This is a genomic window from Paenarthrobacter sp. NPDC057981, assembly GCF_042886835.1.
Classification (GTDB): Bacteria; Actinomycetota; Actinomycetes; order Actinomycetales; family Micrococcaceae; genus Arthrobacter.
Genome location: NZ_JBHVQI010000024.1, coordinates 36,488 through 58,205 on the forward strand (window position 1 = coordinate 36,488; position 21,718 = coordinate 58,205).

21 protein-coding genes are annotated in these 21,718 nt (G+C 63.8%); 13 read left to right on the forward strand and 8 right to left on the reverse strand.

The genetic code is table 11. The annotated features are described in order from the left end of the window. Nucleotides 1-159: 159 nt before the first annotated feature. Nucleotides 160-672, reverse strand: coding sequence for a DUF6318 family protein (locus ACFVSI_RS17955; RefSeq protein ID WP_387826567.1), 513 nt, complete (start codon nucleotides 670-672; stop codon nucleotides 160-162). On the opposite strand from ACFVSI_RS17955, the gene ACFVSI_RS17960 reads away from it, so the two are divergent. After that, a complete protein-coding gene (locus ACFVSI_RS17960) occupies nucleotides 632-868 on the forward strand; it encodes a hypothetical protein (RefSeq protein WP_387826645.1) in 237 nt (78 codons plus the stop codon). The two genes, ACFVSI_RS17955 and ACFVSI_RS17960, sit on opposite strands and share 41 nt — an antisense overlap. 169 nt (nucleotides 869-1,037) lie before the next feature. Here ACFVSI_RS17960 and ACFVSI_RS17965 read toward each other — a convergent pair whose 3' ends face one another. From ACFVSI_RS17965 to ACFVSI_RS17975, 3 genes are all read right to left on the reverse strand, one after another. Further along, nucleotides 1,038-1,415: an RNA-binding S4 domain-containing protein gene (locus tag ACFVSI_RS17965; RefSeq protein WP_387826570.1), complete on the reverse strand. Its 378-nt coding sequence runs from the start codon at nucleotides 1,413-1,415 to the stop codon at nucleotides 1,038-1,040. A 172-nt stretch (nucleotides 1,416-1,587) separates the two neighbouring features. Further along, entirely contained in the window at nucleotides 1,588-2,691 is a 1,104-nt protein-coding gene (locus ACFVSI_RS17970) for a sulfite oxidase (protein ID WP_387826573.1), read from the reverse strand. Nucleotides 2,692-2,853: 162 nt separating this feature from the next. Then, nucleotides 2,854-3,888, reverse strand: a complete 1,035-nt coding sequence (locus ACFVSI_RS17975; protein ID WP_387826575.1) for an aldo/keto reductase — start codon at nucleotides 3,886-3,888, stop codon at nucleotides 2,854-2,856. A 278-nt stretch (nucleotides 3,889-4,166) separates the two neighbouring features. Here ACFVSI_RS17975 and ACFVSI_RS17980 point away from each other — a divergent pair, with 278 nt between their 5' ends. After that, nucleotides 4,167-4,658 carry a flavin reductase family protein gene (locus ACFVSI_RS17980; protein ID WP_144662274.1) on the forward strand — a complete coding sequence of 164 codons (492 nt, stop codon included), beginning with the start codon at nucleotides 4,167-4,169 and terminating at the stop codon, nucleotides 4,656-4,658. A gap of 17 nt (nucleotides 4,659-4,675) precedes the next feature. Here the strand turns inward: ACFVSI_RS17980 and ACFVSI_RS17985 are convergent, their stop codons facing one another. Then, on the reverse strand, nucleotides 4,676-5,542 hold the full coding sequence (locus ACFVSI_RS17985) for a hypothetical protein (protein ID WP_387826578.1): 867 nt from the start codon (nucleotides 5,540-5,542) through the stop codon (nucleotides 4,676-4,678). A 184-nt stretch (nucleotides 5,543-5,726) separates the two neighbouring features. On the opposite strand from ACFVSI_RS17985, the gene ACFVSI_RS17990 reads away from it, so the two are divergent. Beyond that, nucleotides 5,727-6,134 (forward strand): YchJ family protein, encoded by a 408-nt coding sequence (locus ACFVSI_RS17990; RefSeq protein ID WP_387826581.1) that lies wholly within the window; start codon nucleotides 5,727-5,729, stop codon nucleotides 6,132-6,134. A 1-nt stretch (nucleotide 6,135) separates the two neighbouring features. On the opposite strand, the gene ACFVSI_RS17995 is transcribed toward ACFVSI_RS17990, so the two are convergent. Both ACFVSI_RS17995 and ACFVSI_RS18000 read right to left on the reverse strand, forming a co-directional pair. Next, nucleotides 6,136-8,100, reverse strand: a complete 1,965-nt coding sequence (locus tag ACFVSI_RS17995; protein WP_387826584.1) for an acyl-CoA dehydrogenase family protein — start codon at nucleotides 8,098-8,100, stop codon at nucleotides 6,136-6,138. A 64-nt stretch (nucleotides 8,101-8,164) separates the two neighbouring features. After that, complete coding sequence (locus tag ACFVSI_RS18000) at nucleotides 8,165-8,467, reverse strand: hypothetical protein (protein WP_387826588.1); 303 nt, start codon at nucleotides 8,465-8,467, stop codon at nucleotides 8,165-8,167. A 291-nt stretch (nucleotides 8,468-8,758) separates the two neighbouring features. Between ACFVSI_RS18000 and ACFVSI_RS18005 the strand changes: the two genes are divergently transcribed. From ACFVSI_RS18005 to ACFVSI_RS18015, 3 genes are read left to right on the forward strand one after another with little or no spacing between them, the layout of a single operon-like run. Next, nucleotides 8,759-10,216: a DUF3375 family protein gene (locus tag ACFVSI_RS18005; RefSeq protein WP_387826591.1), complete on the forward strand. Its 1,458-nt coding sequence runs from the start codon at nucleotides 8,759-8,761 to the stop codon at nucleotides 10,214-10,216. Continuing rightward, on the forward strand, nucleotides 10,209-11,072 hold the full coding sequence (locus ACFVSI_RS18010) for a DUF4194 domain-containing protein (protein ID WP_387826594.1): 864 nt from the start codon (nucleotides 10,209-10,211) through the stop codon (nucleotides 11,070-11,072). Before ACFVSI_RS18005 ends, ACFVSI_RS18010 begins: the two co-directional genes overlap by 8 nt. After that, on the forward strand, nucleotides 11,069-14,530 hold the full coding sequence (locus ACFVSI_RS18015; protein ID WP_387826596.1) for an ATP-binding protein: 3,462 nt from the start codon (nucleotides 11,069-11,071) through the stop codon (nucleotides 14,528-14,530). Before ACFVSI_RS18010 ends, ACFVSI_RS18015 begins: the two co-directional genes overlap by 4 nt. A 73-nt stretch (nucleotides 14,531-14,603) precedes the next feature. On the opposite strand, the gene ACFVSI_RS18020 is transcribed toward ACFVSI_RS18015, so the two are convergent. Beyond that, nucleotides 14,604-15,095, reverse strand: coding sequence for an FBP domain-containing protein (locus ACFVSI_RS18020; protein ID WP_387826599.1), 492 nt, complete (start codon nucleotides 15,093-15,095; stop codon nucleotides 14,604-14,606). On the opposite strand from ACFVSI_RS18020, the gene ACFVSI_RS18025 reads away from it, so the two are divergent. From ACFVSI_RS18025 to ACFVSI_RS18055, 7 genes are all read left to right on the forward strand, one after another. After that, nucleotides 15,094-15,477 carry a hypothetical protein gene (locus ACFVSI_RS18025; RefSeq protein WP_387826602.1) on the forward strand — a complete coding sequence of 128 codons (384 nt, stop codon included), beginning with the start codon at nucleotides 15,094-15,096 and terminating at the stop codon, nucleotides 15,475-15,477. The genes ACFVSI_RS18020 and ACFVSI_RS18025 overlap by 2 nt on opposite strands. Nucleotides 15,478-15,533: 56 nt before the next feature. Beyond that, entirely contained in the window at nucleotides 15,534-16,604 is a 1,071-nt protein-coding gene (locus tag ACFVSI_RS18030; protein WP_387826605.1) for an iron-siderophore ABC transporter substrate-binding protein, read from the forward strand. A gap of 5 nt (nucleotides 16,605-16,609) precedes the next feature. Continuing rightward, entirely contained in the window at nucleotides 16,610-17,728 is a 1,119-nt protein-coding gene (locus tag ACFVSI_RS18035; RefSeq protein WP_387826608.1) for a FecCD family ABC transporter permease, read from the forward strand. A 65-nt stretch (nucleotides 17,729-17,793) separates the two neighbouring features. Beyond that, nucleotides 17,794-18,849, forward strand: a complete 1,056-nt coding sequence (locus ACFVSI_RS18040) for a FecCD family ABC transporter permease (RefSeq protein ID WP_387826611.1) — start codon at nucleotides 17,794-17,796, stop codon at nucleotides 18,847-18,849. 1 nt (nucleotide 18,850) lies between these two features. Further along, on the forward strand, nucleotides 18,851-19,675 hold the full coding sequence (locus tag ACFVSI_RS18045; protein WP_387826613.1) for an ABC transporter ATP-binding protein: 825 nt from the start codon (nucleotides 18,851-18,853) through the stop codon (nucleotides 19,673-19,675). Beyond that, entirely contained in the window at nucleotides 19,672-20,727 is a 1,056-nt protein-coding gene (locus tag ACFVSI_RS18050; RefSeq protein WP_387826616.1) for a siderophore-interacting protein, read from the forward strand. Before ACFVSI_RS18045 ends, ACFVSI_RS18050 begins: the two co-directional genes overlap by 4 nt. A 96-nt stretch (nucleotides 20,728-20,823) precedes the next feature. After that, the gene (locus tag ACFVSI_RS18055) at nucleotides 20,824-21,660 is read left to right on the forward strand and encodes an SGNH/GDSL hydrolase family protein (RefSeq protein WP_387826619.1); all 837 of its coding nucleotides are present in this window, start codon (nucleotides 20,824-20,826) and stop codon (nucleotides 21,658-21,660) included. Nucleotides 21,661-21,718 lie beyond the last annotated feature (58 nt).

Consider the following 21,718-nt stretch of genomic DNA (forward strand, 5'->3'; position numbering starts at 1 on the left):
GTGGATGAATCGAGAACCCAGCGAGCTCCCACATCGATGGTTCCGGCTGCTTTGTTCGCAGTTACCCACTCTTCATCTGCCTGAGCGACTTGAACTGACATCGGGATGACGAGCAGGGCAGCGGATAAACCAAGGCCTAGAATTCCGCGATGGGCCCGGTTAACGAATAACACCGGCGTCCACAACTTTCCACGTCGAATCGAAACTAGCGACGATAATAAACGCGTCATTCGTTGCCGCGTCTGCCGGGCGTCCTTCCGTCCCGTCTGCGTTGTAGTAGGTAGCTGCCTCCTGGATAACTTGGACTCTGGCTTGGTGGGTGGTGTCCTCAGAGTTCCAAGAAACCTCAATCCTTGGGGTGCTCACTTTCCCGCCTACAATCCACCGGCCATTTTTAGAGCCATCTGCGGCAGCCTTCTGGAATTGGGTACAGGCCTTACATTCGGGAGTGCTGAGAGCGATCAGGCCAGAAACATCGCCGGTCTCATCAGCGTAATTTCCGACGGCGTACCAGTACCCAATAAACGCCTCCAACCCCGCCTTGGAGTTCTCTTTCGCCAGCTCAGGCATCACCGGAACCGGAACGTTCTGTGCCTTACCCTTCGCATCAGCGGGCTTGTAGGCACCAGAGGTGGACGAAGTAGGCGAAGCAGCCGGAACCGAAACGCTCACGGTGGGTGACGCCGTCGTCGAGCCTGTCCCGGAAGGGGAGCCGCTGGCTGTTGCGGAGCTCTGGCAACCACTGAGAAGCACAGCGGCCCCGACGGTGAGCACCACCACCCGTCCTCGTAAAGACAACAAAGCGGCAAACGTAACGCGTGACATAAAGCTCCCCAAAGCTGTTCCGGCGGTGTGGCGGCCAGTCTAAGCAGCGGGCGCGAGGGGATTCACGTCAGAAAAATGCTCCTGTGGATAAGTGCCAGGTAATTTCTGCTGGATGATCGGGACGTTGATGTCGCAAAAAGCTTGGGATTCCGCGGTTTCTGGCGGGCGCCCAGCCTGATGATCCAGCAAAATTTGCGCTGAACACCGCAAGGTCAGCCGCGGAGCTTCTCCATGTCGCGGCGATCCTTCTTGGTGGGTCGTCCGGCGCCGCGGTCGCGCTGGGGCAGACCGAGCTTGGGTGCGACCGGCCGTGGGGGCGTGTGGTCGGTGAAACAGTGCGATGCGGCCTCGGCTCCAACACGCTTGGCGATGAGTCGCCGGACTTCGAGGATCCGTTCCCAGCCCGACTCACGGATGCGAATGGTGTCGCCGATGATCACGCTCTGGGAGGCCTTCACGGGGTTTCCATTGATCCGGATATGCCCGGCGCGGCAGGCAGCAGTGGCCGCGGAGCGCGTTTTGTAGGCACGGATGGCCCACAACCAGGCGTCGATCCGGACGTTCGCAGGGGATGAGGACGGAATACTCATGATTAAAACGAGTCTAACCGGGTAGTCCGCGCACGACGAGGACGCGGGAAAGCGTCGAATTCGCTGGAACGTTCCGGCTTGTTCGCAGTGTTCCAGCGAACTCGGCGCACACCCATCCAGCGAACTCGGCGCACCCCCACCCAGCCAAAGCGGCGCACCCCGCGCAAGCAAGCTACCGCACCGTCACCTCTACCCGCTGCGCCATGTTGTTCCCCAGTCCTTGGTAGTTCCACACCTGTTCAGTCGACTGCAGTGCGCCCGATGTGTCCATTGCCCTGCACCGCAGCACATGCTCGCCCGGACTGGCCACCCACACCATGGACCACCGCCGCCATGCGAAGTCGCCCAGTGCCGGTTCGAGGTGCGCGGGCATCCATTCCCCGTCGATTCCCACTTCCACCCGTTCCACTTCGCCGTGGCCGGACCATGCCCGCCCTTCCAGCATCACCGGACCGCCATCCACAACTCGACGTCGCGTGAAAAAGTCAGGTATTCCCGGCGGCACCATCAGTGAACGAACCCGGATGTGGGAAACGGGCAGACCAGGTCCATCTGGGCCTTGCAGATAGTGGTACGCCACAGACTGCTGCCACCCCATGAACCGCGACCGCACTGCCTCAATGGAAGCCAGCCACTTCACACTGGCCATGCCGTACCACCCCGGCACCAGCAACCTCAGGGGGAATCCGTGCTGCGGCGGCAACGGTTGGCCGTTCATGGCGTAGACCAGCACGACTTCGGGATGCATGGCCTCTTCGATCGATAGGCTTCGGGCATACGGCTCTTCAACCCCGCCTTGGATGCCGCTGTCGGCGCCCGTAAAAACGAGTTCGACGGCGTCACTCGCCAAACCTGCCTCCTCCAGCAGCGGCGCCAAGGGGGTCCCGGTCCACTCGGCCGTGCCCACGGCACCGAGTACCCAGGGCTGACTCAGGGGCCGCGGCTGGAGGAGGGAACGGCCGTTACCGGCGCATTCAAGAGTTACGGGCATGGTGACGGCGGGCCGGGCTTTGATGTCCTCAAGGCTCAACTCCATGCTGCGGTCCACGGCACCGCCCAGCCTCAACCGCCAGGACTCCGCAGACACCTGAGGAATGTCGAAGTGGATCAAAAGGTAATGCAGGCCGGCAGGAGTGATGTCCTCGTGCAAGGCTTCCAACGGCATGGAGTGGTTGCGCCCGGAGAGTTGGAGTTCCTCGTGGGTGAGGGGGCCTTCGGTGGGTTGCCCTGACGTGGCGGCCCGTGCAGCCTTTTGCTTGGTGTGATTCTTGGACATGGACGGCGGCGTTCTACTGGAAGCGAAACGCTGCGGAGTGCCGCAGCACTTAGCTCAAGGATCACGCCACGGCCAAGACCCGTCAATAGCTCGTTGCGGGGCCTGCTTTGCGCGCCAACCCACGAATGGAGCGCGCAAAGCGGGCCTCACAACGGATGGTGGCTACCGGCGTCGTAGTTCCGGGTACTCAAGGTGAGGGGCCACCGTGCCGGCGTCGCGCTCCAGGAAGTTCACGGCCGGGGCAACGATGTCGTCGATCTCGTCGAGGATTGCTTCGCTGAGCACCACATCGGCTGCCTTCAGGTAGTCCGTCAGGTGGTCCTCCGTGCGTGGTCCAATGATCACGCTGGTCACCGCGGGGTGGTTCAACGCAAAAGCAACCGCCAGCTGAATGAGGGTCAGGCCGTGACGTGCTGCGAGCTGTGCCAACGCGTCTGCTGCGTGCAGCTTGCCCTGGTTGAAGGGCGCGGTCACGTCGAAGCGTCCGGGAAGTGCGGAGAAGCGCGAACTCTCGGGCTGCCCGGCTCCAACCCGGTAGCCGCCGGCGAGCCAGCCGCCGTCGAGCGGTCCGTAGCTCAAAACTCCGACGCCGTACTGCTGGGTGATGGGGAGGACGTCGCGTTCGTTGGCGCGCACCAGGAGCGAATAGGGAACCTGGTCCACCACCGGCGGGGTCAGATGGTTGGTGTTGGCGATCCATTGCGCTTCGACCAACTGGGCCGGGCTGAACACGGACGTTCCGTAGTACAGGATCTTGCCTTGGCGGATGAGGTCGTTGAGGGCGGTGATGGTTTCCAGCAGGTCGGTGTTGTAGTCCGGCCGGTGCGCTTGGTAGAGGTCGATCCGGTCGGTGTTCAGGCGTCGCAGACTGTCCTCGACGGCACGGACGATCCAGCGCCGGGAGTTGCCGGCGTGCGCGGGGTTGGAACCCATTTGGCCGTGGAACTTGGTGGCGAGGAACACGTCGTCGCGCCGGCTGTGAATGGCCTGGCCCACCACGGTTTCGGACTCGCCTTGGGAGTAGATGTCGGCAGTGTCGATGCTGGTGATGCCCGCGTCGAGGGCGGCCTTGATGATCCGGATGCTTTCTGCCGGACCCGTGGGCGCGGCGCCTGTGCCGAAGTTCAGGGTACCCAGCGTGAGCGGGCTGATCAGGGCGCCTGTGCGTCCAAGCGTTCGTAGCTCGTTGAGGCTCATGTCGGCTTCCTGTGGGGGATAGTGCTGGTGTCCAAGCCGGGGGCGTTGGCCATGGACGGGATGTTCAATCGAGGCTACACACGGCGGGGTGGGGCATAAACGCAAATGGTAGAAGTTCTTCGTTTTTCGTCTTGCGGAGTAACGGAAGGGGCCACACTTCGCGACATTTCTTGACACACGGCAACACAAATGACTTGCGAATCAACAAATATTGCTGTTCCTCCAAGCACGTGAATTATGGGAAAGGAACTTACGAAACGCACGAAAGGGACAGCGGGATGACACAGACCACAGTGGAAGAAACGGCGGCCATCAAGGCGGCCTTTGCGCAGTTCCCGTCGGGAGTGGCAGCCTTCAGTGCGATGGTGGACTTCACGCCGGAAGCCCTGGTGGCGTCGTCCTTTACCGTGGGTGTTTCGCTCGAGCCGCCGCTGGTCATGTTCGCGGTGCAGAACTCCTCCACCACCTGGCCCAAGCTTCGGCAGGCCCAGCGGCTTGGCGTTTCTGTCCTCGCAGAGGGACAAGAGGCCCACGCACTCCAGCTGGCGTCGAAGACACGGGACCGCTTCGCCGGTCTCGATACCAGCGTCAGCGACTCAGGCGCTGTACTGATAGATGGTGCGGTGCTGGGCTTTGAATGCGAAATCGTCTCTGAAGCACCCGCCGGAGATCACGCGATCGTGGTTCTGGAAGTCAAGGCGATCAACGTCAACCTTGAGTCCAAGCCGCTGATCTACCACGGTGCCGCGTTCCGTCAGCTCGCCGCCTAGACCCCAGCCGTCTCGCGCTAGGAGTTGCGGGCGACGCCGCTGAGCGAACCTTTTTGGGCAGCACCTTTTTTGCCAGGACCTTGAGGCTTTCCTTGTGAGGAAGCCCCGGGGTTCTGTTCTTTGGCCGCGGTGGCGGGCTTGGCCGCGCTGGTCGGGTTCGCAGCACCGGCTCCGGACGGCGCCTTCTGGCCGTTCGACGACGGCGCGGGCTCGTCGAGGTCGCGGACCGTCACCTTGATGGGCGGCGGCTGTTGGGCCTTGGAGCGCTCGGCCTCCCGGCGGTCTGCTTCAGCAACTGCGTCGGCCCAGTCTTTCGCGAGAACGGGCGGTTCTTTGGTGGCCGCCACGACGATGGGGTGGTGCGCAGTCTGGTGTTCGACGGCCGACTTGACCTCCGCCGGTTTTGGCAGCTTTCGCGGATCCACTTTGCTCTTCCATTCACCGTCCTTGACGGCTGCAGAAGCACCGGAGATCTTGCGGCGGGCCCCTCCGAGCAGGTCCCGCTTGGGAGCGGCGGGAGCGGCCTGAGCGGTGGCCGCGGGAGCCGCAGCGGTGGCGCCAGTAGCCACAGGCTCCCCGACGGCAGGCGCAGCAACGCCGGCCGGTACAGGAACAGGCGCCGCGTCCGGTTCCAAATCTCCGGCCTCGTCAAAGGTGGGATCCGGGGCGTAACCCGGCCGCGGAGGAAGGTGGACGATGGGCGTGTTGTCCTTCTTGGGGAAAATTCCGATCAACGCCAGGAGGATGACAGACACAAGCCGCCCCACCCCGGCAACCACCAGGGTGATGATGACGATCATCCCAAGGCCCAGGAACATCAGCACTGCCAGGCCCAGCGTCCCCAAGTACGTCAGGTTGATGGCGAGTGTTGTCGGATCCTCCACTTAGCCTCCCCTGGCCGTCGTCTTGCGATGCGCGCAGTGCCCACCAACTTGCTTATCCAGCCTAAGGTCCGACACCGACGGAATCACGCGCCGAGGCCCACTCCGGCAGGGTTGTTTTGAAGCTGTTACATGGCATGGGAAAATATGTTGCCCAGCTCTCATTTCCAACCCGGATTGGCGCGTCGTGACTCCTGATACCACCCGGCTCCGCAACGGCGCATGCCCCTGCCTTTCCGGCGAACAGTACAACGACTGTTGTGGCCGGTTCCATCGCGGTGACGCTGACGCACCGACCGCTGAACAGCTCATGCGCTCCCGGTATTCAGCATTCGTGGTCCTCGACTCCGAATACCTGATCCGCACGTGGCATTCGAGTACCCGTCCCGCCTCCATGGACCTCGACCGGGACCTCGAATGGCGCCGGCTGGACATCCTCGGCACGAGCGACGGCGGACCATTGGACTCCGCGGGGGCCGTTGAGTTCGCGGCTCACTACAGGTCCGACGGCGAACGCGGAGTCCAGCGCGAAATCAGCCGTTTCGTGCGGGAAGACAAGCGTTGGTACTACGTGGACGGGGACGTCCGGCAGTAGGTCACCGATACTTGCGGTGCAGGTTCGCCTTGGTGGATGCCCCTGGTGCGGCATCGCCGATCCAAGGACCGGTTCCTTCGGACTGATCGAGTATCCCGGCCTCCAACCAGGTGTAGTCGCCGGCCAGGACCTTGCGCGAGAGGTCGTGGTCGCCGTCGTCGGTATTCCTCCACAGTTGATCGAAGTATTCGTCAACCCGCACGCGGGCCTGTTCGCAGAAGGCCTCGGCCAATTCAAAGGCTGCCGCGCCTTGTTCAGGATGGGTCCGCAGCAGTGCCTCGGCGCGTGAGCAGCACGCCGCCATGGCGAACAGCTCCGCCCCGATGTCCACGATCCTGCCCAGGAACGCCTGCTTGTACTCGAGCTTGGCTTGCCACCGGCCCATGCCATAGAACGTTTGCCGCGCCAACCGCCGCGAGGACCGCTCAACGAACCGCAGCTGCTTGCCGAGGCGTCCGAACTCGGCGAAGGAGCGCGGGTCCATGCCCGCGCCGGCAACCAGCTTCGGCAGCCACCTCGCGTAAAACCCGGAAGCCCCGACGGCGGCCCTCGCCTTGTCCTGCAAGCTCGCATCCACCGAGGCCAGGTCACCGGCTGCGGCAAGGTGCGCGTCCACGGCCTCGCGGGCAATCAGCAGTTTCATGATCTCGCTGGAACCCTCGAAGATCCTGTTGATACGAAGGTCGCGGAGCAACTGTTCGGCAGGCACTGCCCGCTCGCCACGGGCCTCCAGCGAGTCGGCTGTTTCGAAACCCCGGCCACCACGGATCTGCACCAGTTCATCGGCGATCCTGCAGCTCAGTTCGGTGGACCACAGCTTGGCCAAGGCGGCCTCGATTCGGACGTCCTTCTGTCCGGCGTCGGCCATCTCGGCGGAGAGCTCAAAGACGGCTTCCAGTGCGAAAGTGGTGGCAGCGATGAACGCGATCTTCTTGCCAACGGCCTCGTGCTTGCCCACCGGCTGGCCCCACTGCGTGCGGGCGTTGGACCATTCGCGGGCTATTTTGAGGCTCCACTTCCCGGCGGCCACGCAGAGGCCCGGGATGGAAAGCCGCCCGGTGTTGAGCGTGGTCAGGGCGATCTTCAGTCCTTGACCTTCGCGGCCCAGCCTGTTTGCCACAGGCACACGCACTTGGTGGAACCGTGTCACGCCGTTCTCGATGCCGCGAAGCCCCATGAAGGCGTTGCGGTTCTCCACGGTGATGCCGGGCGAGTCCATCTCCACAACGAACGCCGTGATGCCGCCCTTGTGTTCAACCCCGTCGGCATCCGTGTGGGCGGGTACGCGGGCCATGACCACCACGAGTTCGGCAATGACACCGTTGGTGGTCCACAGTTTCACGCCGTCCAAAACGTAAGAACCGCCGTCGTCGGACAGTACGGCAGTGGCGCCCATGCGCGCCGGGTCGCTGCCGACGTCGGGCTCTGTCAGGAGGAACGCCGTGATGGCGCCGGCGGCGCAGCGCGGCAGGTATTCCTTCTTCTGTTCGGGCGTGCCGAACTCTTTGACGGGTTCGGGAACGCCGATGGATTGGTGGGCTGAAATCAATGCACCCAGGCTCGGATGGACTGAACCCAAAAGGGCAAGCGCACGGCCGTAATAGACCAGGGAAAGGCCCAGGCCTCCGTATTCGCGCGGGATTTTCATACCGAACACGCCAAGCTCGGCCAGTCCTGCAAGGTATTCGTCCGGAATCCGGGCGTCGCGCTCAATCACCCGGCCGGACAGGGTCTTGGCGAATGCGAGCAACCGTGCCATGAACTCTTCGCCGCGTTCCACGTCCTCCGTCTTGGCTTGTGGCCAGGGGTGGATCAGGCTGAGGTCGAAACTGCCCAGGTACAAGCCTTTGGCGAAGCTGGGCCGGTTCCATTCGGTGTCGCGCGCGGCTTCGGCGACGGCGCGGGCTTCTTCTGCTGTGGCGTTGACGCTGGCGGCGGTGAGGCTGCTGTCAGTAGCGGACGTCATGGGAGAACTCCTTTGACCGGTTGTGCCGGTGGTGGAGCCAGGGTCCGCCGTGGGTGGGAACCCTTCAGCTGTCCCTCAATGCTACCCGCGGGTAGCTACCCGTGCCAGAGGAAACCTGCGGCTGGAATTCTGCCGGAATTTCCACTTGTCCAGCGTGGTGAACCAAGCGGTCCCACGCAAAGTTAATGCCGTGGACAAGGCCGCCCAGGACACCCTTGACGGTGTACCAGACCATGCCCATGGCGCCGATAAGAACAATCGTGACCATCGCCGCGGCCGCAATGAATGCAGCCAGAATGACAGCGAAGAACAACGTCCCAATAACTACGTACGTGCCCGTTTCAAGCGCAGTGACATCGAAATCCATGGTTCCCCCCGGAGCGACATTGCGTGGGTCGACGCGGCGTCGTTGCGTCGATGATCTGACATTAGGGGCGGGGGTGCTTTCCGGCCAGCGTTGACGCGCGCCATTCCGGCGTTGATATCCGATCGAAACAGTACCGAAGGGTAAGTCACGGAATGGTTGCGGCCGGCGTGTGGCAGGCGCCCGACGGCGGCACTTCCGGGCCGCCCGAACGCCGCCTCGACGCTCTGCGTTAACCTTGTACGGGGCAGTTTCCGCTGCCAGCCAGGTTTCGCAGCAGCTGAAGGAGAGTAGTTGTCCCGTTCAGCCATGTCCTCGGCCGATGCCATAGGCGCGAGGCTCCGCGACCTCGAACAGCTGACGAAGGGCCCTGCATGGGCTCTGACGCGCTCGGCGCCGTGGGTCATCGCCGTCCTCCAGGCTTCGTTTACCCGCACCAGGCCGCAGCTTCCGCTCGAAGAGTTCCACGCCGACGTCGACGCTTTCCTTGAGCAGCTCCGTCGCCAGGATCCCGCGCTCGGCGGGCAGCAAAACGGCAAGGCCTTCGGCGATGAATGGACGCGCAAACAGTTCCTGACCCGGCGCAACCAGTCCGGCCAGATCGTTTACGAAGTCACGGAACCGGCGGCCCGCGTGCTCGCGTTTCTGGACAGCCTGTCGAGCGAGCGGTCCACGCTCAACGGTTCGCGACTGGGCACGCTCCTCGGCGACGTGGAGAAGCTGGCCAACGAAACCAACCCGGACCAAAGCGCCCGCCTGGAAGCCCTGGAAGAGGAAATCCAGGAGCGCCAGCAGCTTGTGGAAGACATCAGCTCCGGCGAATTCGATGGCTTGCTGGATGACGAAGAGGCCGTGGAAGCCGCTGGCAACATACTTGACCTGGCCGCCAGCCTGCCCGCGGACTACAAGAAGATGCGCGACCGCATCGAGGAACTGGTGGGTGAACTCCGCAACCAGATCATCGAAGAGTCACTCAGCAAGGGCGCCACCATGGCACAGGTCCTGGAAGCGGACAAACGGCTGCGGCAGAGTCCCGAAGGGCGCACGTTCCGTTCCTTCACCGCTTTCCTGGAGGACCCGCAGCAGCAGCTTCGTTTCCGCTCGGCCATTGGCGAGGTCCTCAGCCGGCAGTTCGCGGATGATCTGTCCCACGAGGACCGCGAAACGCTGAAAAACCTCGTGGCTGAACTGCGTTACCAGCACAGCCAGATCCAGCGGATTTACGGCAAGCTCTCGGAGAGCCTCAACACCTATATCCAAAGCGACGACATCCGGCAGTCGGTCAGTCTCCGCAAGGTCCTGGCCGAGGCCGAGCAAGCCATCCGTTCCCTGCCCTACGAGCGTGACAGGCCCGGCCTGGTGCCCGGACCGGTTCTCTTCAACGCGGGGTTTGAATCACTGGCCATGGTCAAGCTCTTCGACCCGGACGAGTTCGCAACACCCCCACGGCTTGCGGATCCCATCGCCTTCAGTGACTCGGACCGGGTCCGTTCCGCCCGCACCGGCAAGGCGAGGCCCGCCGTCGTCCGTGCTGCCATGGCGGGTTCGGCAACCATTGCTGAGGCGTGGGAAAACCTGCCCGCCGAAGAACGGCACATCAACAGCGTCCGGACCCTCCTGTCCATGGCGCTTCAGGGCGGCGCAGCCTTCGATCGCGCCGCATGGGAACACATCGACTTCGAACAAATCGACGGCAGCATCCGCACGGCATACCTGCCGGTCGTCACGCTGAATGAGGATTCCAATGACTGAGGACATCACGACGACGGACGTCACCTTTGAGGAGGACGTCACCGTGGCTGAACAGGACCCGGTTGAGGTCCCCGCAGAGGCGGCCGACGTCGTTGAAGCCGAGTCCGGGCACCAGCCGGACCCGTTCCGCATCACGCCCCGGGACACCTTCGTGGACGGCGCCGCACTCTTCCCGGGCGACACCGGCGTGCTCCCCATGAAGGTCCGCCATGCCTTGGTGAAGCTCCTCAAGGGTCCCTACATTGACGGTGGCCGCGACGAGAAACTGTGGACCTCGCTCCTGGACAACCAACAGATTCTGCGCAGCCGCCTGTCCGAGCTCTTCCTCACGCTCCAGTTGGACCACGACCGCAAGATCGCTGTCCTCCGACCCGTTGATCCGGAAATCGTCGGGGCGAGCTCCCGCTCCAGCATTCTTCGCCAGCAGCGTGCTTTGAGCCGCGTTGAAACCATCGTGCTGCTCCGCCTGCGCCTCCTCCTTGACCGCCACGTCACAGCCCAGACCGACCCCACGATCACCCGCGAGGAGATCTCCGACCTCGTGGCCAACTACACCCCGGCCGGCCAGCAAGATGCCCTGCGCGACTCCGACGTCGTGACCCGCACCATCACCAAACTCCTGGCCCGCCAACTGCTGTTACCCACCCCCTTGGACGACTCCTACACGATCAGCAACGCCCTCCCGCTGGCCCTTCCGTTCGAAAACATCGGCGACATCCCGGCCCACATCGAAGCCCTGGTGGCAGTGGGAACAGACGAATCCGGTACGGAGCCGCTGCTTGAGCTCTCCGATTCGGAATCCGAAGAAGACGACGCATCCTCGAACACGAATGACGCTGAAGGGACCACGAAGTGACCATCGCAAGCATGCTCCCGCTCGGCGAACTGACAAACCCCGGCCAGATGCGTTTGGCGTTGGTCCAGGTGGTCAACTGGGGTACGTTCCATGGCGCCCACACCATGCATGTGGACCGCAAGGGCACGCTGCTGACGGGTAACTCGGGTGTGGGCAAGTCGACGCTTTTCGATGCCATGCTCCGCGTTTTCGATGCCCGTCCGCGCTCCAATGAGGCCGCTGCCCAGCGTGCCGGCGGTGCTGTGGAGGACAAGAGGACCACCTTCACCTACATGCGCGGCAAAGTTGGTGATAAGGCAGTAGGGGACAGCTCAGCCAGTGCCTTCCAGCGCCCCGGTGCCACCTGGTCCGCCGTCGCCCTGACGTTTGATAACGCGGCCGGCACGAAGGTGACTATATCGGCGCTGTTTGACCTGCCAAAGAACGGCACGGAGTCCAGCGTCGGGCGTTTCTATGTGATTGACAGCAAGCCGCTGGATCTCGAGGCGATCGAGGGGATCGCGCAGAAGAGGTTTACCAAGGGCGCTTTGGAGGGGATTTTCCCTGAGGGCCAGGTTTTCGACGTCCACAAGGCGTTCGCTGAACGCTTCCGTCGCTTGCTCGGTATCAACTCCGACCAAGCACTCCCGTTGTTGCGCGTGATCCAGGCGGGCAAGGGCTTGGGCGGCAGCGTCAACACGTTCTTCCGTGACCAGGTCCTGGACGCCCCGGCTACCTTGGCCGCGGCGGACGATGTGGTGGAGGAATTCAGCAACCTGATGTCCATCCGGCAGCGGCTGGAGGACGTTCGGCTGCAGCGCGACCAGTTGGCGCCCGTGCCAGCCCTCAACAAGGAGTACGCGCAGGCTTTGCTGGACGCGAACCGCCTCCGCGAACTGGCCGGCGAGGAGTTCGAGGCCTACAAGCAGCAGCTCGCCGTCACGGTGCATGCCAAGACACTGGCCCGTTTCAAGGAGCTGGCGCAGTCCAAGGCGCAGGAGCTTGCCGCGGAGCGCGTGGTGCGTGACGCCTTGGCCAAGGAACTGCGCGACCTTGAGCTGGATTACAACAACCGGGGTGGCAACGCCATCTCGGCCATTGAGCAGGCTCTGGAGAACGCCAAGGTCGGTCTGAAACTGCGCAAGCAGGTTGAGGATTCGGCCAAGAAAGCTTTGACGGACGCCGGGTTGAACCTGGAGTGGTCGGCCGGGGGCTGGGACCAGGCGCACGAGCAGGCTGCGGCCCGCTCGATCGAGTTGAAAGACGATTCGGAAGCGCTGAAGGAACTCCGTTTTGAGGCTTTTGATGGCCACGCAACCAGGAAGCGGGAACTTGCTGCGGCCCAGCAGGAGCTGTTGTCCCTGCGGTCGCGCAAGTCCTTGCTGCCGCCGTCCAGCATTGAGAACCGGGCCGCCATCGCGGCCGCCACGGGCGTTCCCGAAGAGCGGATGCCGTTCGGTGGCGAGCTGATCGACCTCGCCGAGGGGCAGGACCAGTGGCGGCCAGCCGCTGAGCGGGCACTGCGGAACCTCGCCACCACGTTGCTGGTTCCGGGGGAGCACTTCGCCGCAGTGACACGGTATTTGAATGACAACACTGTCCGTGGCGCGCTGCGCGCGGTTGATGTGTCCAAGCCGTTCGCCGGTGGCGCACTGGCTGTGGAGGACGTGTCCGACGGCGACCTCTTGACCAAGCTGAGCATCCTCACCTCGGGTCCCAACGCCGACGCCGGGGAATGGATCCGCGAGCGGATCGCCCTGGACTTCGCCTACCCGTGCGTCGAAAACCCGGACGAGCTCGCGTCGATGGACAAGGGCCTGAGCCTGGGCGGCGTGGTCAAGCGGAACCGGCACACGGTGGAAAAGGACGATCGCTTCACCAGCCGGCAGGACTACGTCCTGGGCTTCGACAATGCCTCCAAACTGGAACTGGTGGCGGCCCGCGTTGGCGAACTGGAAAACGAGCTTGCAAAGGCCGCGGAACTGGCGCAAAGCCGCGAGGATTCGCACCAGGGGATGGCACGCCAGCTGGAGGCCCTGCGTCGCGTGGCTGAAGATGAGCGGCCTTGGGAGCAGGTTTCCGCCGATGTTGCAGCTGAGGAGCTGGCCCGGATCGAGCAACGCCTCGTCGATGCCCTGGCAGCCCAAGCCGACCTTGAACCCCTGCGCGCCAACATCGAAGCGGTCCGCGAAAAGCACCAGTCCTCCACAGGGGTGGCGGCTGTGCTGCAGAGCGAATACAAAACGCTCGATCACCAGATGACCACAGCTGACGGCCTCCTCGATGCGGCGAGGCTCAAGCTCGAGCAGTCACCGCCGTCGGCCTCTACCGTCACCGCGCTGGAACCGTACTTTGCCGGCGCCGCGGACGTTTCCGAACTGCATGAGCTGGATAACCTGGCCAACAGTGTCCGCAACAAGCTCCTTGACGAGCTGCACGCCGCGGAATCCCGGGGCCAGGCCACCGCCGAACGGCTGACGCGCATGTTCGAGGCGTTCGTCCGCGACTGGGGGAGCGCCATCAGCGCCGACCACGGCACCTCAATTGCCGCGGCCGGGGACTTCGAGGCCCGCTATCACGCGATCGTCAGCGATGGCCTGCCCTCGCAGGAGGCCGAGTTCCGGCTGTTCTTCAACCAGCGCACCCACGAGTCCTTCAGCACCCTCCTGCATTTGCTGGATGAGGAGCGGCGCAGCATCACCAGCCGCATCCTTCCCCTCAACGGCATCTTGTCGGAGGTCAATTTCCACGAGGGCAGCTTCCTGGAATTGGACATCAAACAGACACTGCCCGCAACGGCCAAGGTGTTCAAGGATGCCATCCAGAACGCCTTGAAGACCAAGCACACGCGGCCGTCCCGCGGCGCCGCCGCCGGTTCGGCTGAAACGGACGACGACGCCGAGCTCACCGCCCGCTACAAGTCGCTGGAAACGCTGGTGAAGCGGCTTGGGTCGCAGACACCTGAGGATCGACGCTGGCGTGCCGAGGTGCTGGATGTTCGTGGGCACGTCTTCATCCAGTGCAAGGAACACCGCGAGGTTGCGTCGGGTAAAGCGGGTAAAGCCGGCAAGAAGAAGACCGAAGTCTTCATGCATGCCGATACCGGCTCGATGTCCGGCGGTGAGCGCCAGCGGTTTACCGCGTTCATCATGGCGGCGGCGCTGAGCTACCAGCTGGGCATCGCCGAGCAAGGCTTCACCACGTACGGCACCGTGATGATGGATGAGGCTTTCGTGCTGGCTTCCGAGGAATTCGCGGGTGCAGGCATCAAGGCGCTTCACGAGTTCGGCTTCCAGTTGCTGCTGGCCGCTCCCGAGAACGTGATCGACCTGTCCCGGCACCTCGGCTCAGTGACGGAGATCCTGCGGGACAAGCGCACCAACCGATCGGGCGTGCTCACGGCTCCGGTCATTTCCGGGCAGGGCGAGCCCGGAGCCTGGCGCTCCGAGGCCAACCCCGTGGATATCGTCCTCCGCTAGAAGCAACGCGGGGTCACTTATGGCCCTTTGAGCGCCCCATTATGGGCCAAAAGTGACCCCGCGTTGCTTTGCTCTAGCTGCGGACGCGGTCCAGGAACTGCCCCGTCCGGGTCTCCAGCCCTGCGATCTGCTTCAGGACCACGGCTGCCGGTTCCGGGTTGATCTCGTTGACCGGCGGTTCCTTGCGCACGTTGGCACTGCAACCGAACTCGGCGCAGATCAGGGTGCCCACGGTGTTGCCGTCCTTGCCGGATTGCCCGGCCTTCCTGGCAACCCAGAGGTAGACGTCGTCCTTGGAGAACACGTCCCTGCACAGTTCGCAGAGGACTGCACGCTTCTTCCCGGACCCTCCCTCAGGAGCTCGGAGCATGATCCCGGTGAGCTTTCCCCGATAGGGAACTACGAGGTAACCGCGCTGGGGCATCTTCTCGTCGCGCCACCCCAGGAACTCGAGGTTTTCCCAATCGAGGGTGTCGAAATCGCGCGGAAGGTTGGCCTTGGCCGCCTCTGAGCGGCTGGCGTTGATGAACGATGAACGGATTTGTTGGGCAGTAATTTTCTGCATGGCAATGCTTCTTTCGAAAAAGGTCGACGTCGGCAGCGCGCCTGGCGCTGCGGGTGGCACTGAAGCGTCGGTCACCGAAGAGGGCACGCCAAAAGAAGCCCAACATTGTGTTGGTGTTTTTGAGTGCTACTTGGCTGGTACCGACGCGCAGGGGTGTGCCAAGCAGGCCAAAGCGGCCACCTCGCCAACCATGGCGGCAGCAACTGAAATGCGCACGCTCATCCCCTCGTCATTTTCCAAAGAAGCGGTAGTCCGCCCTCAACATCCTAACCCCACCAAAAAGCAACGCGGGGTCACTTATGGCCCATGGAAGCCCCGAGCATGGGCCATAAGTGACCCCGCGTTGCAGGTGAAGAGATTACGTGACGCAAACGTTTCGTAATTATCCAGAGGGTAGGCTAGCCTTACTTAGGTTCGATCACTTACCTAAGGAGTCCCGTGGCATCCCTTCTTCCACGCCGCGCCCTGCTCAAGACTGCAGGTACCGCGACGGCCGCTTTGGCCGCCGTCGCCCTTTCCCTCACCGGCTGCTCCACTGGTCCGGCCACCTCGACGCCGGCGTCCGAGCAGGCTGCGTCCGCCGCCTTCCCCGTCACCATCAAGAACGTCTTCGGCGAGACCACCATCAAGGAACAGCCCAAGCGCGTCGTCACCGTCTCCTGGGTCAACGACGACGTCGCCCTCGCCCTGGGCGTAGTGCCGGTCGGCGTTCCCAAGAACGAGTGGGGCAACAACGACAAGGGCTCCACGCCGTGGAAGGACGCAGCCCTCGAGAAGCTCGGCGCCGGCTTCGGTACCGATAAGGCCCCGGTCCAGTTCTCCGAGGCCGACGGCATCAACTTCACCGAGATCGCCAAGCTCAACCCGGACGTCATCCTGGCCGCGTACTCGGGGCTGGAAGAGGCTGACTACAAGAAGCTCAGTGAGATCGCCCCAGTCGTGGCCCAGCCGGAGCTGGCCTACGGTACCCCGTGGCAGGAAAGCACCACCCTGATCGGCAAGGCATTGGGCAAGGAAACCGAAGCCAAGAAGCTGATCGAAGACACCGAAGCCACCATCAAGGACAAGGTATCCAAGTACCCGCAGATCAAGGACAAGACCTTCATCTACGGCAACCTTGAGCCCGCCAAGGGCGACGGCGCCAACGTCTACACCGCCATCGACAACCGCCCCCGGTTCCTCTCCGAGATCGGCATGAAGCTGGCCCCCGTGGTCACCGAAAACACCAAGTCGAACACGGAATTCTTCATCCCGTGGTCCGCTGAGAAGGCCAACGAACTCGCATCCGACATCTTCGTCACCTGGGTTCCTGAAGCCGCAACGGCCGACGCCATCAAGGCGGACCCCCTGCTCGGCCAGATCCCGGCCATCAAGAAGGGCGCCCTGGTTGCCGATTCGGACCAGACCCTGACGCTCTCCATCTCCGCTTCTTCGCCGCTGAGCCTGCCGTGGGCGCTGGACAAGTTCCTGCCCCAGCTGGGCCAGGCCGCTGACGTGGCGGGCAAGTAACCGCAATGAAACTGAGTACGACGACGGCGGCTACCGTGGGGCGGGTTGGTGGCACTTCGGTGCCGGGTAACCAGCGAGGCATCGCGCCCGGTAGCAGCGACGCGGCCGGACGGGGAACCCGGCCGCGCAGCGCAGCCAAGCGGACCGCCTGGCTGCTGGTCGCCGTCGTCGTACTCGCCGCGGTGAGCGCCGCATCCTTGGCGATCGGCGCCCGCGGCCTTCCCCTGAACACCGTGTGGGAAGCCATCACCCACTTCAATCCTGCAGATGGCAACCACGCCGTGGTGGTGGCCCGCGTTCCCCGGACTGTCCTTGGCCTGCTGGCCGGAGCCGCACTGGGCCTGGCCGGCGCCGCCATGCAGGGCGTGGCCCGCAACCCCCTTGCCGATCCCGGGATACTGGGCCTCAACGCCGGCGCAGCACTGGCCGTGGTTGTTGGCATTTACGTCTTTGGTATCGGCTCCCTGACGGGCTACATCTGGTTCGCTTTCATCGGCGCCGCGGCAGCCGCCGTCGTCGTTTACGCCATCGCCTCCCGCGGACGTGACGGTGCGACGCCGGTCAAACTCGCCTTGGCGGGTGCGGCGCTCAGTGCGGGTTTGTTTTCGCTGATGAACGTCATCCTCGTTTCCAGCCAGGACACCCTGGACCGCTTCCGTTTCTGGCAGGTGGGAAGCATCGGCGGGCGCGACTGGTCCGTGCTGCTGCCCGCGCTGCCATTCCTGGCCATTGGCGCGCTCATTGTGTTGGGCGCGGGACGTGTCCTGAACAGCCTGGCCCTGGGGGACGACATCGCCCGCGGCCTGGGCCAGAACGTCGGTTTGGCCCGTGGAATCACGGCCTTGGGCATCGTGCTCTTGTGTGGCTCGGCAACCGCGCTGGCTGGACCCATCGGCTTCCTCGGCCTGGTGATCCCACACGCCGTTCGCCTGCTGACAGGCCCGGACTACCGGTGGATCCTCCCGTTCTCCTTGGTCTCCGCACCTATCCTGCTCATTACCGCCGACATCATTGGCAGGGTGATCCTCCTCCCGGGCGAAGTCCCTGCCGGCATCATGACCGCGATCGTCGGTGCACCCGTGTTTGTCTGGCTCATCCGTCGGGGGAAAGGGGCCGGACTGTGAGTGCCCTCAAATCCGCACGCGAGCTGGCAGTTAATGACAATGCTGGGCCCAAACATCATCATCAAATGCCAACTCGGCGCGCGTTCCGTGCCTGGGTCCTGGTGAGCCCCACGTTCTTCCTGGCCCTCGCTCTGTTGGTCATGTTTGCCGTGTATGTGCTCCTCGGCAGCTATACAGTGACCATCCCGGACTTTTTCAGGATCGTCATCAATCACTTGACCGGCGGCGAGAAGATCCCGGGTGCCAGCTTCATTGTCATGGAGCACAAACTTCCCCGCGCCGTGGTGGGAACAATGATCGGCATAGCCTTCGGACTTGCCGGCGCGCTCTTCCAGACGATGCTGCGCAACCCGTTGGCCAGCCCGGATATCATCGGCATCAGCTATGGTGCCAGTGCGGCCGCCGTGACGGCCATTGTGGTTTTCGGTGCTTCCGGAGCCGTGGTGTCGGGGGCAGCCCTGGGCGGTGCGCTCGGCGTCGCGGCCATCATCTACGCGATTTCCCGCAGCACGGGTTCCGGCGCAGGCAGCGGCCGCGGCAACGCTGCGGGCAACCGCCTCATCCTTGCCGGCGTGGGAATCGCCGCAGCCCTGCACGCAGTGGTCAACTTCCTGATGACCCGCGCCGATATCCGGACCGCGGCCGACGCCCTTATCTGGCTCAACGGCTCGCTGAACTCCGCGACGTGGGACCGGGCGGGCGTCCTGACGGTCTCCTTGCTCATCCTGATCCCCGCTGTGATTGCCCTTGCCGGCCCGTTGCGCATCCTCGAACTCGGCGACGACGCCGCTGCCGGACTGGGCATCAGGGTCAACGCGACCCGGCTGGGACTCGTGCTGACCGCCGTCGCACTTGCCGCCGTCGCAACCGCCGCCGCCGGTCCGGTAGCCTTCGTTGCCTTCCTCGCAGGCCCGATCGCCCGCCGCATTGTGCGCAAACCGAGCCTTCCGGCGTCGGCCCTGACGGGTGCGCTGATCGTGTTGGCCGCCGACTTCTTTGCCTCCAACATCGCGCCGGTGGTCCTGGACGGAACAGTCCTCCCGGTCGGCGTCATCACTGGCGCCCTCGGCGCACCGTTCCTGCTCTGGCTCCTCCTCACGTCGAACCGAAAGGAAGCCTGACATGGCCCTCCTTCATGCCAAGGACCTGACACTGCAATACGAGCAGCGCAAGGTTGTTGAGGGACTCTCCACGGAGATCCCCGAAGGCAAAGTCACCATGATTGTCGGCGCCAACGCCTGTGGAAAGTCCACGTTGCTCCGCGGTTTGTCCCGGCTCCTGAAGCCAAGCGGCGGCGCCGTGACGCTTGACGGCAAGGATATCCACACCCGTCCTGCCCGCGAACTTGCCCGTACGCTGGGCCTGTTGCCGCAGCACCCTACCGCGCCGGACGGCATCACCGTGCGCGACCTCGTGGGCCGTGGGCGATACCCGCACCAGGGCTTCTTCCGGAGCTGGAGCGCCAACGACGACGCCGCGGTGCAGCGCGCGCTCGATGCCACCGACACCCTGGGGCTCGCTGAGCGCAGCATCGACGAACTGTCCGGTGGACAGCGCCAGCGTGTATGGATCGCCATGGCCCTGGCCCAGGAAACTGACGTCCTGCTGCTCGATGAGCCCACCACGTACCTGGACCTTGCCCACCAAGTGGAGGTCCTGGACCTTGTCACGGACCTCAACCGCAGCCGTGGCACGACGGTCGCGATCGTCTTGCACGACCTCAACCTGGCAGCACGCTATGCAGATCACGTGATCGCCATGAAGGGCGGCTGCATCGTTGCCGAGGGACCCGCAATCGAGGTGGTCACCGAGGAACTGGTATTCAACGTTTTCGGCCTGGAATCCCGCGTGGTTCCGGACCCCATTTCAGGAACACCGCTGATCGTCCCCATTGGACGGCACCACGCACAGTCCGCACGAACCAACGAACTGGAGATTGCCTCATGAGTGCACAACCGACACAGGCCACCGCAAGTGCCGTCGTGGAGCCCATGACCCTCGCCTTCGACGTCACTGTGACGGCCGTGCAGGAGCTCAGCCCGAACTTCCGCCGCATCACGTTCGGTGGTTATTCGCTCCGCGGTTTCGGGGTTGCCGGCGACACTTTGGACCTTCGCGTGAAGCTGATGATCCCGTCCTTCGACGCCGAGGGCAACGCCATTCCACTGCCGCCCTTCAAAATGGAGGACGCCGGCTGGTACAAGGAATGGCTTGCCATGGACCCGTCGGTGCGCGGCGACATGCGCACGTATACAGTCCGGTCAGAACGCCTTGATGCTGTGTACCCGGAGATCGACATCGACTTCGTGATGCACTTTGATGAGCACGGCAATGGAGGTCCTGCCGCGAACTGGGCCGTGGCCGCGAAGCCCGGCGACGCCCTGACCATCATCGGCCCCAACAACCGCGCCGCGCAGTGCACCACCGCGGGTGCTTACGGCGGCATCGAGTGGCGCCCGGGTTTGGCCCAGCGTGTGTTGCTCGCGGGTGATGAAACTGCCGTTCCCGCCATCAGCGCCATCCTGGAGAGCCTGCCCGCGGACATGACCGGTCACGCGTTCCTTGAGGTGCCGTCGGCAGCAGATTTCCAGGACATCACCACCGCCGCCGACATCGAGATCACCTGGCTTGCCCGGGGCGCGGCCATTGGACGCTCCCGCCCGCACGGTGAACTCCTCAAGGAAGCCGTTGCCAAGGCTGTTCCCGTTCCGGGCTGGGTGGGCCTCAAGGGAACCGACAGTGCTGCCGGCCCGGAGCCCGAGGACGTTAACGTGGACCAGGACATCCTCTGGGAAACCCCGCAGCGCATGGACGCAGCCGCCATTGAGGCCACCAAGAACCCCACGCTTCCCGCCGGTGCGCTGCCGTTCTACGCCTGGATCGCCGGCGAGGCGTTCGTGATCAAGGAAATGCGGCGCTACCTCGTGCGCGATGTTGGCATCGACCGGAAGCAGGTTGCGTTCATGGGGTACTGGCGGCGCGGCAAGGCGGAAGGCTGACCTTCGCTCACATCCCTACCGCTTGAACGCATCCCTCGCTCACCTGTTCACTTTGGGTTGGTACGGGCTTAACCGGCGGCGCGTAGCGTCCGGAGGGTGCGTGAGGATTTCGGGGACGGAAAAAACGTTCGACGGCGGTACGTCGCCATCGGGGATTCCTTCACCGAGGGCGTGGGGGACCCGAGCAAGATCCTGCCCAATGGGGTCCGCGGCTGGGCCGACCGGGTGGCCGAAAAACTGGCAAAGGCACAGCCCGGCTGGGAGTATGCCAACCTTGCCGTACGCAGCAAGAGGCTGCGGCACATCATCGACGAGCAACTGCAGCCGGCTCTCGACATGGAGCCGACGCTGATCACGGTCTATGCCGGTGGGAACGACATCCTGGACTTCGGCACTGACATGGAGGCGCTACTGGATGACTACGAACTCCTGGTTGCCCAGCTGTGTGAAACGGGTGCAACCGTGGTCCTGTTTACCGGTTTCGACGTCAAGGTCTCGGCTGTCCTTGAGCCTTTCAAGAGGCGCAACACCCTGTATAACGAACGAGTCCGCGGGATCGCCTCCAAGTATGGTGCCGTGCTGGTGGATTACTGGTGCTTCGATGCCTACAAGGATTCGCGGATGTGGGCCCCGGACCGGCTTCACATGTCCAAAGCCGGGCATAAATACCTGGCTGCCCAGGTCCTGGACCACCTGAACGTCCCCCACAAGATTTCGCACAAGGAATGGGAACCGCCCTCGCGCTTGACCCTGCGTGAATGGGAACGCCGGCAACGCCGGTGGGTCAACGACTGGGTGGTGCCGTTGTTCGGCCGCAAACTGCGCGGAGTGACGTTGGGGGATTCGCTGCAGCCGCGCTGGCCCCAACCGGTCAAAGTCCCACGAAAAGGGGGCTTGAAGAAGCTCGTGGAGGACAGGGAAGCAGCCCAATGACCACCAGACTGACGGCGGTAATACGACTTTCGTGCCTCGCCATAATGAAATCGGTGAG

Bases quoted from the DNA above. Each gene is read 5' to 3' on its own strand.
- ACFVSI_RS17995 (WP_387826584.1), bottom strand. From the start codon at position 8,100: ATGACGTCCGCTACTGACAGCAGCCTCACCGCCGCCAGCGTCAACGCC.
- ACFVSI_RS17975 (WP_387826575.1), bottom strand. From the start codon at position 3,888: ATGAGCCTCAACGAGCTACGAACGCTTGGACGCACAGGCGCCCTGATC.
- ACFVSI_RS18040 (WP_387826611.1), top strand. From the start codon at position 17,794: ATGCCAACTCGGCGCGCGTTCCGTGCCTGGGTCCTGGTGAGCCCCACG.
- ACFVSI_RS18050 (WP_387826616.1), top strand. From the start codon at position 19,672: ATGAGTGCACAACCGACACAGGCCACCGCAAGTGCCGTCGTGGAGCCC.
- ACFVSI_RS18035 (WP_387826608.1), top strand. From the start codon at position 16,610: ATGAAACTGAGTACGACGACGGCGGCTACCGTGGGGCGGGTTGGTGGC.
- ACFVSI_RS17980 (WP_144662274.1), top strand. From the start codon at position 4,167: ATGACACAGACCACAGTGGAAGAAACGGCGGCCATCAAGGCGGCCTTT.
- ACFVSI_RS18045 (WP_387826613.1), top strand. From the start codon at position 18,851: ATGGCCCTCCTTCATGCCAAGGACCTGACACTGCAATACGAGCAGCGC.
- ACFVSI_RS18025 (WP_387826602.1), top strand. From the start codon at position 15,094: ATGGCAATGCTTCTTTCGAAAAAGGTCGACGTCGGCAGCGCGCCTGGC.
- ACFVSI_RS17970 (WP_387826573.1), bottom strand. From the start codon at position 2,691: ATGTCCAAGAATCACACCAAGCAAAAGGCTGCACGGGCCGCCACGTCA.
- ACFVSI_RS18020 (WP_387826599.1), bottom strand. From the start codon at position 15,095: ATGCAGAAAATTACTGCCCAACAAATCCGTTCATCGTTCATCAACGCC.
- ACFVSI_RS18000 (WP_387826588.1), bottom strand. From the start codon at position 8,467: ATGGATTTCGATGTCACTGCGCTTGAAACGGGCACGTACGTAGTTATT.
- ACFVSI_RS18010 (WP_387826594.1), top strand. From the start codon at position 10,209: ATGACTGAGGACATCACGACGACGGACGTCACCTTTGAGGAGGACGTC.
- ACFVSI_RS17965 (WP_387826570.1), bottom strand. From the start codon at position 1,415: ATGAGTATTCCGTCCTCATCCCCTGCGAACGTCCGGATCGACGCCTGG.